Below are 13,063 nucleotides of genomic sequence, written 5' to 3'. Positions count from 1 at the left end.
CGGCATGACTTCCCCCGGCATGATCACCCCTGGTTCCGCCGCCCCCGGCCCGATCGGCACCCTGCAGTGCGTCGTCCTCGACTGCCCCGACGTCCTCGAACTCGCCGAGTTCTACCAGCGGTTGCTCGGCGGCGAGATCAACCGCCCGGATCCCCAGTGGGCCGTCGGTGACGCGTGGGCCACGCTCCACGACGCCTCCGGGGGCCCGGTGCTCGCCTTCCAGGGCGTGGCCGACCACCGGCCGCCGGTCTGGGGTGCGCCCGAGCAGCAGTTCCACATCGACGTGCGGGTCGCCGACCTGGACCTCGCGGACGACGCCGTGACCGCGCTCGGCGCCCAGCGGCTCGACTCGGGGACGGCCGACCGGTCCTGGCGCATCTACGCCGACCCGGCCGGCCACCCCTTCTGCCTGGTCCGGCACTGAGCCTCGCCGGCGGCCCGCCCCGGGGGGAGAGACACGGAGGGCCGAGCCTCCTGCCGGGCGACGCCGACCTCGGTCTGATCGCCAGGTGGTGACGTCCCGCGGCCTCCGCCCGCTCGCGGGTCGTGCGGAGTGGCGTCCTGCATTCAGGGCAACACCTGTTTGCGGTGGACGTCGTCCTGGTAGGGAGAGATCTCGATGCAGAGAATCTCCCCGATCCGCCCGGCTCCGACCTCGTCCGACGGGGCGCCATGAACACGGAACTGATCGTGGCTTCCCTGTCCGGGGTGGTGGCCCTGGTCAGCGTGGCGTACAGCTCCCGAGCGAACAGGAAGAACGCCCTCCTCGAAGACGCCCTGGAGAGGCAGACCGTCGAGCGTCACCGCGTGCTGGAGCGGCAAGACGTCATGAGCCGGTATCGCGATCCCCTGCTCTGGGCCGCCTTCGACTTCCAGTCCCGCCTTTACGCCATTGCCGGCCAAGGATTTCTCAGGGTGCACTTCGTGCACCAGCGTGATCAGTTGTACGCCACGCGCAGCACTCTTCATGTGCTTTCCGAGTACCTGGGTTGGGTCGAGATTCTCAGACGGCGCGTCTACTTCCTCGATCTCGGCAACCGGGACGCGAACCGTCGCATCGTGACGCTGCTCGCCCGTATCGGCAGCATTCTGAACGACGACGCGTATGAGGACCAGCACTTTCAATTGTTCCGTAGCGATCAAAGAGCGATCGGGGAACTCGTCATCAAGGAGGGCGAGGACGGGGACGGATGCATCGGGTACGCGGAGTTCTGCGCACGACTGGAATCGGATCCCGGGTTCGCCGCCTGGTTCACGCGTCTGTCCGACAGTGTCTCGGGGCTGGCAGCGCAGGAGGGGCGGCATCCGCGCCTGGTGAAGCTCCAGGTCGCGCTGATGGACCTGATCGACTTTCTCGACCCGGATCAGGAACGCTTCCCGCAGAAGCGCCGGTTCCGTTTGAAGGACTCCTGAGGACTGGCGAGGATGGAAGGGGGATTCCGCTCGCTGCCCGGTGAGGGGGTGGCCGATGGAACGCGATGCCGACGGCAGGGAGACGCATCAGGGTCCACCCGCCGTCCCGATCGGATCGCGCATTGCGGCTTACGAAGTGGAGCGCGAGATCGGTCGTGGAAAGGCCGGAGTCGTCTACCGTGCGAGAGACCTGGCACTGGATCGCGTCGTGGCGCTGAAGCTCCTGCCCGCGGGACTGGCGCAGAATGAAGCCTTCCGACAACGCTTCATACACGATTCTCGTGTCGTCGCCGGTATCGATCATCCGCATGTGGTGCCGATCTTCGACGCGGGCGAAAGCGACGGAGTGCTCTACATCGCCATGCGCTACGTGCGTGCGGGGAGCCTGAGGGATCTCCTGGATCAGCGCGGAGCGCTCGCGGTGGCTCCTGCGCTGCGCCTCGCGGAGCACGCGGCATCGGCGCTGGACTCCGCGCACGCACATGGCGTGGTGCACGGCGCAGTCAGGCCCGAAAAGGTCCTGGTAATCCTGGGGGAGGACGACGACCTCCCTCAGAATGCCTACCTCACGGGTTTCGGTACGGCGGAACCCGTACCGGCCGAGGGCTTCGAGGCGGATGCCGCCGGTGATCGGTACGACCTGGCCCGTGTCGTCCTCGAAACTCTCGCCGGTCAGCCGGTGGTCCCCCCGGACGGCGGCGAGGGGGAGCGGCGGGTGCGTCCGAGCACCCCACCGCTCTCCCTCTCCCGGATGCGCCCGGAGATCCCGCCGGATGTCGACAGCGTGATGTGGACTGCTCTGACCGAGGCCCCCGCCGACCGCTACCGCTCCTGCCGGGAATTCGTGTCGGCGTTGCGCGCAGCCGTGGACGGGCCTGATCGCCGGCCGTGACGCGCCGCCGCCCCCGCTCAGCCCGCGTACGCCACCCGGAAGCGCAGTCCGGCGTTCTGCAGGCGGGCGAGGAGGGCGTCGCCCATCGCGACCGCCGTCGTGACCTGGCCGGAGGTCTTCGGGAGGTCGTCGAGGGCGAGGCAGAGCGCCGACTCGGCGAGCATCTTCGCGGTCTCGTCGTAGCCCGGGTCGCCGCCCGAGACCTCGGTGAAGACACGGCGTCCGCCGCCCTCCCCGACGAAGCGGACGGAGAACCAGCTGCGGGCCCGCCGTTCGGCGCTCGGGCCCTGGCCCGGTTCGTAGCGGTCCATCAGCCAGCGGCGGACGGAGGGGATCTGGGCGGCCAGGGCGCCCGTGCCCACCGCGGCCGTGCCGCCCAGGGCCATGGGGAGGGTCCGGACCGAGGCGTAGTGCCGGTAGCGGAAGTCGGGGCCGTAACGCTCGAGTGCGCGCGCGGAACGCGCCACCACCTGGGGGTCCAGCGTGGGCAGCGGCAGCGCCCACGTGCCGGTCTCGCGGCTGAAGCGCGGGCCGCCGAGCGGTGCGCGGGCCCGGCGGGTGACCAGCCGCGGTTCGTGCAGGCGTCGTTCGTGGGCGGCCCGCAGGATCTCCCGGCCGCGCCCGAAGGCGGTCAGCGCCGAGGCGAAGGTGCCGCCCGAGAAGACCGCGCCGGCGCGGACGAAGCCGTCGACGCGGAGCGGGACGCCCTCCGGCAGCTGCTGGACGGTGAAGTAGACGCCCAGATCGTGCGGGACGGAGTCGAAGCCGCAGGCGTGCACGAGCCGTGCGCCGGTCTCCCGGGCGCGGGCGTCGTGGCGCACGTACATCCGGTCCACGAACTCGGCCTCGCCGGTCAGGTCCACGTAGTCCGTGCCGGCTTCGGCGCAGGCCGCGACCAGCTCCTCCCCGTACCAGACGTAGGGGCCGACCGTGCTGGCCACCACCCGCGCGGAGCCGGCGAGCTCGCGCAGCGCCTCGGGGTCGGTGGAGTCGGCCACGAGGATCTGCAGGTCGGCGCAGCGCGGCCACCGCTCGGCCAGGCGTCCGCGCAGCGCGGTGAGCTTGCCCCGGCTGCGTCCGGCGAGGGCCCAGCGGCAGCCCGACGGGGCGTGCTCGGCCAGGTACTCCGCGGTGAGCTCGCCCACGAACCCGGTCGCCCCGAAGAGAACGACGTCGTACGGCCGTGCGGCCGCCCCTGTGTCCATCCAGCCCCTCGCCTTCGCCCGCGCCGTCCCCCGGCGCGCATGTCGTCGGCGGACTCTAGCGGACGGCGCCCCGCTTGCGGACCGGGCGGTACCCCCGGGTAATTTCCAAGCGCTTGCTCGGCTCGGGGGCTTGTGCGGAGTGGAACGCGTTCCTAGCATCTTCGGTGTTACATCATCACTGTCACACCCATGCAGCCATCTCGCGCACCCTTGGGGGCCTCGATGACGACACCCCGCCCGTCCCGCGGCGGCCCGCTCTCCGGCGTACGCGTGGTCGAACTCGCGGGCATCGGCCCCGGCCCCTTCGCCGCCATGCTCCTCGCCGACCTCGGCGCCGACGTGGTCCGCGTCGACCGGCCCGGCGGCCCGGGCCTCGGCATCGACCCCGCCTACGACCTCACCAACCGCAACAAGCGCTCCGTCCTCGTCGACCTCAAGGCCGAGGGCGGCGCGGACACCGTGCTCGACCTGGTCGCGCGGGCCGACGTCCTCGTCGAGGGCTACCGGCCCGGCGTCGCCGAACGCCTCGGCGTGGGCCCCGAGGCCTGCCTCGCCCGCAACCCGCGGCTCGTCTACGGCCGGATGACCGGCTGGGGCCAGGACGGGCCGCTCGCCCCCACCGCCGGGCACGACATCGGCTACATCGCCGTCACCGGCACCCTCGGCATGATCGGCCCCGACCCGGACGGCCCGCCGACCGTGCCTGTGAACCTCGTCGGCGACTACGCCGGCGGCTCGCTGTACCTCGTCATCGGCGTCCTCGCCGCCCTCCGGCACGCCCGCGAGCACGGCGAGGGCCAGGTGGTGGACGCCGCCATCGTCGACGGCACCGCCCACCTCGCGACCATGATCCACAGCATGCTCGCGGCCGGCGGCTGGCAGGACCGGCGCGGCGTCAACCTGCTCGACGGCGGCTGCCCCTTCTACGGCACCTACGCGACCTCCGACGGCGGCTACATGGCCGTCGGCGCCCTGGAGCAGCAGTTCTACGACGAGTTCACCCGCCTCCTCGGCATCGAGGACGTCGCCCCCGCCCGCCGCGACTTCGCCCGCTGGCCGGAACTGCGCACCGCCGTCGCCGAGCGCTTCCGCACCCGTACGCGGGAAGAGTGGACCGAGGTCTTCGCCGGCAGCGACGCCTGCGTGGCCCCCGTCCTCTCGCTGCGCGAGGCCCCCGGCCACCCGCACCTCGCCGCCCGCGGCACCTTCGTCGAGCACGCCGGCCTCGTCCAGCCCGCGCCAGCGCCCCGCTTCTCCGCCACCCCGGGCACCCTCCGTACCGGCCCCGCCCTGCCCGGCGCCGACACCGACGAGGTCGCCCGCGACTGGGCCGTACCCGCACTGACCCCGAAGCCCGAGGAGCCCTCCGCATGAAGCGCCAGCTCTACACCGCCGACCACGAGGCCTTCCGCGAGGTGGTGCGCACCTTCCTCGCCAAGGAGGTGCTGCCGCACTACGCGCAGTGGGAGAAGGACGGCATCGTCTCCCGCGAGGTCTGGCGGGCCGCCGGCCGGCAGGGCCTGCTCGGCCTCGCCGTCGACGAGGAGTACGGCGGCGGCGGAAACCCGGACTTCCGGTACAGCGCCGTCCTCGCCGAGGAGTTCACCCGGGCCGGCACCCCGGGCCTCGCCATCGGCCTGCACAACGACATCATCGGCCCCTACCTGACCTCGCTCGGCACCGAGGAGCAGAAGCGGCGCTGGCTGCCGGGCTTCTGCAGCGGCGAGATCGTCACCGCCATCGCGATGACCGAACCCGGCGCGGGCTCCGACCTCCAGGCCATCCGCACCACCGCGGAGGACCACGGCGACCACTGGATCCTCAACGGCTCCAAGACCTTCATCTCCAACGGCATCCTCGCCGACCTCGTGGTCGTCGTCGCCCGGACGACCCCCGAGGGGGGCGCCCACGGCCTCTCCCTCCTCGTCGTGGAGCGCGGCGCGGAGGGCTTCGAGCGCGGCCGCAACCTCGACAAGATCGGCCAGAAGTCCCAGGACACCGCCGAGCTCTTCTTCCACGACGTCCGCGTCCCCAAGGAGAACCTGCTCGGCGAGCTCAACGGTGCCTTCGTCCACCTCATGACCAACCTCGCCCAGGAGCGGCTCGCCATCGCCGTCGCCGCCATCGCCGGCGCCGAACACCTCCTGGAGGTCACCACCGCGTACGTGAAGGAGCGCGAGGCCTTCGGCCGCCCGCTCGCCCGGCTCCAGCACATCCGCTTCGAGATCGCCGAGATGGCCACCGAGTGCGCCGTCACCCGCAGCTTCCTCGACCGCTGCGTCGAGGAGCACGCCGAGGGCGGGCTGGACGCCGTCCACGCCTCGATGGCCAAGTGGTGGTCCACCGAACTGCAGAAGCGGGTCGCCGACCGCTGTCTGCAACTTCACGGCGGATACGGCTACATGAGCGAATTTCCGGTCGCCAGGGCCTTTACCGACGGCCGGATCCAGACCATCTACGGCGGGACCACCGAGATCATGAAGGAGATCATCGGCCGCTCCCTGCTCGCCTGATCCGTCACCCGCCCGATGCCCACCCCGGCCTGATCCGGCTCCGTCCGGTCCGTCATCCGCCCGATCCGCGCCCGCCCGATGCCCACCCCGGCCTGATCCGGCTCCGTCCGGTCCGTCATCCGCCCGATCCGCACCCGCCTGATCCGGCGCCCGCCCGGCCCCCGTGTCCACCCGGACCCGGGGCCCCCGACCCCCACCGGACCCTCGCGCCTGACCGCCCGACCCGCACGCCTGACCCGCCCGACCCTCGCGCCCGACCGACGCGCCCGACCCTCGCGCCTGACCCTCATGCGAAAGGCAACACCGTGACCACCGAAGCCTATGTCTACGACGCGATCCGCACCCCGCGCGGCCGCGGCAAGGCCAACGGAGCCCTGCACGGCACCAAGCCCATCGACCTCGTCGTCGGGCTCATCCACGAGATCCGCTCCCGCTTCCCCGACCTCGACCCGGCCGCCATCGACGACATCGTCCTCGGTGTCGTCGGCCCCGTGGGCGACCAGGGCTCCGACATCGCCCGGATCGCCGCCATCGCCGCGGGCCTGCCCGACACCGTCGCCGGCGTCCAGGAGAACCGCTTCTGCGCCTCCGGCCTCGAAGCGGTCAACCTCGCCGCGGCCAAGGTCCGGTCCGGCTGGGAGGACCTCGTCCTCGCCGGCGGCGTCGAGTCCATGTCCCGCGTGCCGATGGCCTCGGACGGCGGCGCCTGGTTCGCCGACCCGATGACCAACATCGCCACCAACTTCGTCCCCCAGGGCATCGGTGCCGACCTCATCGCCACCATCGAGGGCTTCACCCGCCGCGACGTCGACGAGTACGCCGCCCTCTCCCAGGAGCGCGCCGCCGCGGCCTGGAAGGACGGGCGGTTCGACCGCTCGGTCGTCCCCGTCAAGGACCGGGCCGGCCTCACCGTCCTCGACCACGACGAGTACATGCGCCCCGGGACCACCGCCGACTCCCTCGCCAAGCTCAAGCCCTCCTTCGCCGACATCGGCGAGCTCGGCGGCTTCGACGCGGTCGCGCTGCAGAAGTACCACTGGATCGAGGAGATCGACCACGTCCACCACGCCGGCAACTCCTCCGGCATCGTCGACGGCGCCTCCCTCGTCGCCATCGGCTCCCGCGAGGTCGGCGAGCGCCACGGCCTGACCCCGCGCGCCCGCATCGTCGGCGCCGCCGTCTCCGGCTCCGAGCCGACCATCATGCTCACCGGCCCCGCCCCCGCCGCCCGCAAGGCGCTCGCCAAGGCCGGGCTCACGATCGACGACATCGATCTGATCGAGATCAACGAGGCCTTCGCCGCCGTCGTCCTGCGCTTCGTCAAGGACATGGGCACCACCCTCGACAAGGTCAACGTCAACGGTGGCGCCATCGCGCTGGGCCACCCGCTCGGCGCCACCGGCGCCATGATCCTCGGCACCCTCGTCGACGAGCTGGAGCGCCAGGACAAGCGCTACGGCCTCGCCACCCTCTGCGTCGGCGGTGGCATGGGCATCGCCACCATCGTCGAGCGCGTCGAGCGCTTCTGACCGCCCGGTCCGCACCCCTTCTTACGGAGAAGCATCAGCATGAGCGAGAGCACCACCATCCGCTGGGAGCAGGACGAGACCGGCGTCGTCACCCTCGTCCTGGACGACCCCGACCAGTCCGCCAACACGATGAACCAGGCCTTCCGGGCCTCCATCACCGCGATCGCCGACCGTGCGGTGGCCGAGAAGGACTCCATCCGCGGCATCGTCTACACCTCGGCAAAGAAGACCTTCTTCGCCGGCGGCGACCTCAAGGACATGATCAAGGCCGGCCCCGAGGACGCCCAGGCGATCTTCGACACGGCCATCGAGATCAAGAACGCGCTCCGCCGCATCGAGACGCTCGGCAAGCCCGTCGTCGCCGCGATCAACGGCGCCGCGCTCGGCGGCGGCTACGAGATCGCGCTCGCCTCGCACCACCGGATCGCGCTCGACGCGCCCGGCTCCAAGATCGGCCTGCCCGAGGTCACCCTGGGCCTGCTTCCGGGCGGCGGCGGCGTCGCCCGTACCGTACGCCTCATGGGCATCACGGACGCGCTGCTCAAGGTGCTCCTCCAGGGCACCCAGTACAACCCCCGGCGCGCCCTGGACAACGGCCTGGTCCACGAGCTGGCAGCCACGCCCGAGGAGATGCTGGCCATGGCCCGCGCCTTCATCGACACGCACCCCGAGTCGCAGCAGCCCTGGGACGTCCCCGGCTACAAGATCCCCGGCGGCACCCCGTCGAACCCGCGCTTCGCCGCCAACCTGCCGGCGTTCCCCGCCAACCTGCGCAAGCAGCTGAACGGCGCCCCCTACCCGGCGCCCCGCAACATCATGGCGGCGGCCGTCGAGGGCTCGCAGGTCGACTTCGAGACCGCGCTCACCATCGAGAGCCGCTACTTCACCGAGCTGGTCACCGGCCAGACCGCGAAGAACATGATCCAGGCGTTCTTCTTCGACCTCCAGGCCGTCAACTCCGGCGCCAACCGCCCCCAGGGCATCGAGCCGCGCAAGGTCCGCAAGGTCGCCGTACTCGGCGCCGGCATGATGGGCGCCGGCATCGCCTACTCCTGCGCCCGCGCCGGGATCGAGGTCGTCCTCAAGGACGTCACCACCGAGGCCGCCGCCAAGGGCAAGGCGTACTCCGAGAAGCTGTGCGCCAAGGCCGTGGCCAAGGGCCGTACGAGCCAGGAGAAGGCCGACGCGCTGCTCGCCCTCATCACCCCGACCGGTGACGTGGCCGACCTGGCCGGCTGCGACGCCGTCATCGAGGCGGTCTTCGAGGACACCTCGCTGAAGCACAAGGTGTTCCAGGAGGTCCAGCACGTCGTCGAGCCCGACGCGCTCCTCTGCTCCAACACCTCCACCCTGCCGATCTCCGTCCTCGCCGAGGGCGTGGAGCGCCGGTCCGACTTCATCGGCCTGCACTTCTTCTCGCCCGTCGACAAGATGCCGCTGGTCGAGATCATCAAGGGCGAGCACACCGGTGACGAGGCCCTGGCCCGCGCCTTCGACCTGGTCCGCCAGATCAGCAAGACGCCGATCGTCGTCAACGACTCGCGCGGCTTCTTCACCTCGCGGGTGATCGGCCACTTCATCAACGAGGGCGTCGCCATGGTCGGCGAGGGCGCCGAGCCCGCCTCCGTCGAGCAGGCCGCCGCCCAGGCCGGCTACCCGGCGAAGGTGCTCTCCCTCATGGACGAGCTGACCCTCACCCTGCCGCGCAAGATCCGCAACGAGACGAGGAAGGCCGTCGAGGAGGCCGGCGGCACCTGGGTCTCGCACCCCGGCGAGATCGTCATCGACCGCATGGTCGACGAGTTCGGCCGCCCCGGCCGCAGCGGCGGCGCCGGCTTCTACGAGTACGGCGAGGACGGCAGGCGCGGCAAGCTGTGGCCGGGCCTGCGCGAGCACTTCACCAAGCCCGGGGTCGAGATCCCGTTCCGCGACATGCAGGAGCGGATGCTCTTCGCCGAGGCGCTGGACACCGTCCGGCTGATCGAGGAGGGCGTGCTGACCTCGGTCGCCGACGCCAACATCGGCTCCATCCTGGGCATCGGCTTCCCCGCCTGGACCGGCGGTGTGCTCCAGTACGTCAACGGCTACGAGGGCGCCGCCGGCGTCGGGGTCGCCGCCTTCGTCGAGCGGGCCCGCGAGCTGGCGACCACCTACGGCGAGCGCTTCAACCCGCCGGCCCTCCTGCTGGAGAAGGCCGAGCGCGGCGAGGTCTTCACGGACGCGGTGTAGCGCCCGGAGCGGGAGGGGGAGTGGTCCGGAAGGCGGTCCTCAGCTCCTCGCTGAGCGACCGCTGGAAGGCCGTGACGAGGGACTGGATCACCATCGGCTGCATGTGCGCCGAGAGCGACTTCATCGCGGTCAGGTGGTCCGGGTCCTCGCCGCTCTCCCGGTACGGGTTCCACACCTGCTCCCGGAACAGCCGGGCCAGCTCCTGCGCGGCCGTCCGGGCGTGCTCCAGCAGCACGGTCCGGGAGGCGAGGATCGTCTCGTGCTCGATGGGGACGTCGAGCAGCTCCACGCCGAGCCGCAGCAGGGAGCCGTCGAGCCGGAACACGTCCGGGTCCGGCCCCTTGTCGAGCACCCCCATCGCGGCCAGCCGGTCGACGTCGCGGTCGGTCAGCGGCCGCCCCGCCCGCCGTTCCAGCTCCTGCCGGGTGATCTCCTCGGCCGACTCGGGCGCCCAGCTGGCCACGAGGGCCCGGTGGATCGCCAGGTCCTGGGCGCTGAGGTCGGGCGGCAGCTGCTCCAGATAGCGTTCGATCGCGGCCAGCGTCATGCCCTGCCGCTGGAGCTCCTCGATGAGGGCGAGCCGGGACAGGTGGTCGGGCCCGTAGTGCCCGACCCGCCGCGGTCCGATCACGGGCGGCGGCAGCAGACCCCGCGTGCCGTAGAACCGCACGGTCCGCACGGTCACCCCGGCCCGCGCCGCCAGCTCGTCGACGGTGTAGGTGGGTCCGGCGGCCCGCCCCTCGCCCTGGTCCTCGTCGCTCCCCTGCTGCATGGTTCAACAGTATTGCTGTCTCACCAGTGATGTAAAAGAGCTGGTTCGCGTGGGGCGCGACCCGGCCCCGGGCAACAGGACACACCCCGTCGGCTGAGGTATGCCTTTCCCATGGATCCCCAGCGGCGAGCCTTCGTCCCCCGCCTCTCCCGGCGTGGCGGACGGCTGCTGCTCGCCGCGCCCTTCGCGCTGATCGTCGCGGTGACCGTGGTGGACGTCCTGGTTCCGCCCGACGTGCACCTGGGGCCCTTCCTCATCGCCGCGCCCGCGGTGACGGCCTCGTTCGCGGGACCCCGGATGACGGCCTTCGTCGGCGCGGTCGCGGTACTCGCGCAATCGGCGGTCGCGCTCGCCAGGACGAACCTCACGGACCTCAACCACACCTACCAGATCGTCGCGCTGGTCCTGATCTCGATCATCGCGACCTTCTTCGCCTATCTGCGCGAGCGCGACGAGAACAGGGTGACGCGGCTGCGCTCCATCGCCCACGCCGCCCAGAGCGTCGTGCTGCGCCCGCTGCCCCGCCGCGCCGGCCCCCTGCACATCGCCTCGGTGTACCTGGCGGCCGAGGAGGAGGCACAGATGGGCGGCGACCTGTACGCGGCGGCCCGCACGGCGCACGGCACCCGCCTGCTGATCGGGGACGCCCGGGGCAAGGGGCTCGACGCCATCAGCGAGGCGTCGCTCGTCCTCGGCGCCTTCCGGGTCACCGCCCGCCGCGAGCAGGAGCTGCCGGAGCTCGTCGGGCACCTGGAGGCCGGCGTCGGCTCGGCCGAGGAGACGGAGAACGGACCGGGGACGGGATCGGAGCCCGACGAGACGGCCGACAGCACGGAGGAGGCCTTCGTCACCGCGCTGGTGCTCGACATCCCCGATCACGAGCCGGTGGTCCGGCTCGTGAACTGCGGTCACCCGCCGCCCCTGCTCCTCCGGGACGGGCGGGTGACCGCCCTGGACCGGGGCGACTCGAGCCCGCCGCTGGGGCTGTCGGACGTCCTCGCCCCCGATGCCGAGGTGGAGACCTTCCCCTTCGGTGTCGGTGACGTGCTGCTGCTCTACACGGACGGTGTCATCGAGGCCCGCGACGACTCGCGCGCCTTCTACCCCCTGGAGGAGCGGCTGACGGCCTGGGCCGGGTACGACCCGCCGGCCCTGCTCGCCCGGCTGCGGGCCGACCTGCAGGCGTACGCCGGCGGGCACCTCGGCGACGACGCGGCCCTGGTCGCGGTCGAGCGGCTGGCGCCGGAGCGCTAGCCGGAGCCGTGGCGGGGCGGGCGCGGGGCCGGAGCTCCGGCCCGGTCGCACTGTCAGTGGGGGCTCGTACGGTGGACCCGTGATCGCGATCGAGTACGTACGGGGGGACGCCACCGCGCCGCGGGGCAAGGGCGTCAAGATCGTCGCGCATGTGTGCAACGACCTGGGCGGCTGGGGCAAGGGCTTCGTCCTGGCGGTCTCGCGCCGCTGGCCGGAGCCCGAGGCCGCCTACCGCCGCTGGCACCGTGAGCGGGCCGGGAACGACTTCGGGCTCGGTGCGGCGCAGTTCGTGCGGGTGGAGCCGTACGTGTGGGTGGCCAATCTGGTCGGCCAGCGGGGCATACGGACGGGCCGGAGCAGCGGGGTGCCCGTGCGGTACGAGGCGATCGACGCGGCGCTCGGCCGGCTCGCGGACCGGGCCGTGGAGCTGGAGGCCTCCGTGCACATGCCGCGGATCGGCTGCGGGCTCGCGGGCGGGACGTGGTCCCGGATCGAGCCGCTCGTGACGGAGCGGCTCCTGGCCCGGGGGATACCGGTCACCGTGTACGACGTCGGAGCCTAGGCCGCCTTCCTGATCACGCCCGGCACGCGGTGTCCGGCACGGGATCCGGCCTGACCCGAAGGGCGCGGCCCGGAGGCCCCGGGCACCCCGGCGGGGGGAGGGGTGCCGCGGACGCTAGAGTCATGCGTCTGTTCGAATCAGGGGCATGGCAGGGGAGGGAAATGCAGGCGCAACTCAGGGAGACGGCCACGGAGTTGGCCGCGGTCCTGTGGCGTGAGCACACCGTCTACCGCGAACGCGGTGGCGGTGTGGTGATCAGGGGCGACCACGTGCGGCGCTGGATCAGCCTGGCGCCGACCGCCGGCAAGGACCAGGCGCTGGTCCGGGCCGGCCGGATCCTGGACGGGGGCACGACCGCGCCCGCCCGACTGGAGGCCGTGGTCGACCTCACGGCCGGGACGGCCGAGCTGGCGGCGGTCTGTCGTCGGCTGCTCGCGGAGACCGCAGCCGACGCGGCGCCCTCGACCGCCGGGGCGGCCCGGGCCGGCCGGGCAGCCCGGCCGGCCCGGGCGAGGAGCCGGTCGAAGGCGGTCCGCCCGCGCAGGGGAGGTCACACGGGCGTCGGCTCGTGGGTCGTCCTGCTGTGCGTGGGTGCCGTCGTGGCCCTCTGGGCGTACAGCGTCTACGGGGGCGTCTACTAGCCCGTCGTGCCTTCGGATCACGCGCGAAGGCGCCGTGGGCTCTGCGCGAGTCC

Annotated in this window: 12 protein-coding genes; 10 read left to right on the top strand and 2 right to left on the bottom strand. The window is 72.2% G+C overall.

The genetic code is table 11. The annotated features are described in order from the left end of the window. Window positions 1–4: 4 nt before the first annotated feature. The 3 genes from ACIRQF_RS06245 to ACIRQF_RS06235 all read left to right on the top strand — a co-directional run bounded on the left by ACIRQF_RS06245 (window position 5) and on the right by ACIRQF_RS06235 (window position 2,305). Complete coding sequence (locus ACIRQF_RS06245; protein ID WP_376631280.1) at window positions 5–424, top strand: VOC family protein; 420 nt, start codon at window positions 5–7, stop codon at window positions 422–424. 164 nt (window positions 425–588) lie between these two features. After that, on the top strand, window positions 589–1,413 hold the full coding sequence (locus tag ACIRQF_RS06240; protein ID WP_404089266.1) for a hypothetical protein: 825 nt from the start codon (window positions 589–591) through the stop codon (window positions 1,411–1,413). A 55-nt stretch (window positions 1,414–1,468) separates the two neighbouring features. After that, the gene (locus tag ACIRQF_RS06235; protein ID WP_404089264.1) at window positions 1,469–2,305 is read left to right on the top strand and encodes a serine/threonine-protein kinase; all 837 of its coding nucleotides are present in this window, start codon (window positions 1,469–1,471) and stop codon (window positions 2,303–2,305) included. 17 nt (window positions 2,306–2,322) lie between these two features. Here the strand turns inward: ACIRQF_RS06235 and ACIRQF_RS06230 are convergent, their stop codons facing one another. Further along, complete coding sequence (locus ACIRQF_RS06230) at window positions 2,323–3,510, bottom strand: saccharopine dehydrogenase family protein (protein ID WP_404089262.1); 1,188 nt, start codon at window positions 3,508–3,510, stop codon at window positions 2,323–2,325. Window positions 3,511–3,732: 222 nt separating this feature from the next. Here ACIRQF_RS06230 and ACIRQF_RS06225 point away from each other — a divergent pair, with 222 nt between their 5' ends. The 4 genes from ACIRQF_RS06225 (at window position 3,733) to ACIRQF_RS06210 (ending at window position 9,781) form a co-directional block, all read left to right on the top strand. Continuing rightward, window positions 3,733–4,884 (top strand): CaiB/BaiF CoA transferase family protein, encoded by a 1,152-nt coding sequence (locus ACIRQF_RS06225; RefSeq protein ID WP_404089260.1) that lies wholly within the window; start codon window positions 3,733–3,735, stop codon window positions 4,882–4,884. Next, on the top strand, window positions 4,881–6,023 hold the full coding sequence (locus ACIRQF_RS06220) for an acyl-CoA dehydrogenase family protein (RefSeq protein ID WP_382485756.1): 1,143 nt from the start codon (window positions 4,881–4,883) through the stop codon (window positions 6,021–6,023). The genes ACIRQF_RS06225 and ACIRQF_RS06220 overlap by 4 nt, the downstream gene beginning before the upstream one ends. A gap of 305 nt (window positions 6,024–6,328) precedes the next feature. Then, a complete protein-coding gene (locus tag ACIRQF_RS06215) occupies window positions 6,329–7,552 on the top strand; it encodes an acetyl-CoA C-acetyltransferase (RefSeq protein ID WP_404089258.1) in 1,224 nt (407 codons plus the stop codon). A 39-nt stretch (window positions 7,553–7,591) separates the two neighbouring features. Continuing rightward, a complete protein-coding gene (locus ACIRQF_RS06210) occupies window positions 7,592–9,781 on the top strand; it encodes a 3-hydroxyacyl-CoA dehydrogenase NAD-binding domain-containing protein (RefSeq protein WP_376631270.1) in 2,190 nt (729 codons plus the stop codon). Here ACIRQF_RS06210 and ACIRQF_RS06205 read toward each other — a convergent pair. Next, the gene (locus tag ACIRQF_RS06205) at window positions 9,765–10,553 is read right to left on the bottom strand and encodes a MerR family transcriptional regulator (protein ID WP_404089255.1); all 789 of its coding nucleotides are present in this window, start codon (window positions 10,551–10,553) and stop codon (window positions 9,765–9,767) included. The genes ACIRQF_RS06210 and ACIRQF_RS06205 overlap by 17 nt on opposite strands. Window positions 10,554–10,664: 111 nt before the next feature. On the opposite strand from ACIRQF_RS06205, the gene ACIRQF_RS06200 reads away from it, so the two are divergent. The 3 genes from ACIRQF_RS06200 to ACIRQF_RS06190 all read left to right on the top strand — a co-directional run bounded on the left by ACIRQF_RS06200 (window position 10,665) and on the right by ACIRQF_RS06190 (window position 13,010). Continuing rightward, on the top strand, window positions 10,665–11,807 hold the full coding sequence (locus ACIRQF_RS06200) for a PP2C family protein-serine/threonine phosphatase (RefSeq protein ID WP_404089253.1): 1,143 nt from the start codon (window positions 10,665–10,667) through the stop codon (window positions 11,805–11,807). A gap of 79 nt (window positions 11,808–11,886) precedes the next feature. Beyond that, window positions 11,887–12,369 carry a macro domain-containing protein gene (locus ACIRQF_RS06195; protein ID WP_382485745.1) on the top strand — a complete coding sequence of 161 codons (483 nt, stop codon included), beginning with the start codon at window positions 11,887–11,889 and terminating at the stop codon, window positions 12,367–12,369. Between the two features lie 161 nt (window positions 12,370–12,530). Next, window positions 12,531–13,010 (top strand): hypothetical protein, encoded by a 480-nt coding sequence (locus ACIRQF_RS06190; protein ID WP_404089251.1) that lies wholly within the window; start codon window positions 12,531–12,533, stop codon window positions 13,008–13,010. Window positions 13,011–13,063 lie beyond the last annotated feature (53 nt).

The sequence above is a fragment of the Streptomyces sp. NPDC101191 genome, assembly GCF_044767915.1.
Classification (GTDB): Bacteria; Actinomycetota; Actinomycetes; order Streptomycetales; family Streptomycetaceae; genus Streptomyces.
The sequence above is the reverse complement of the archived record's forward strand: the minus strand, read 5'-3'. Positions and strand labels throughout refer to the sequence as shown.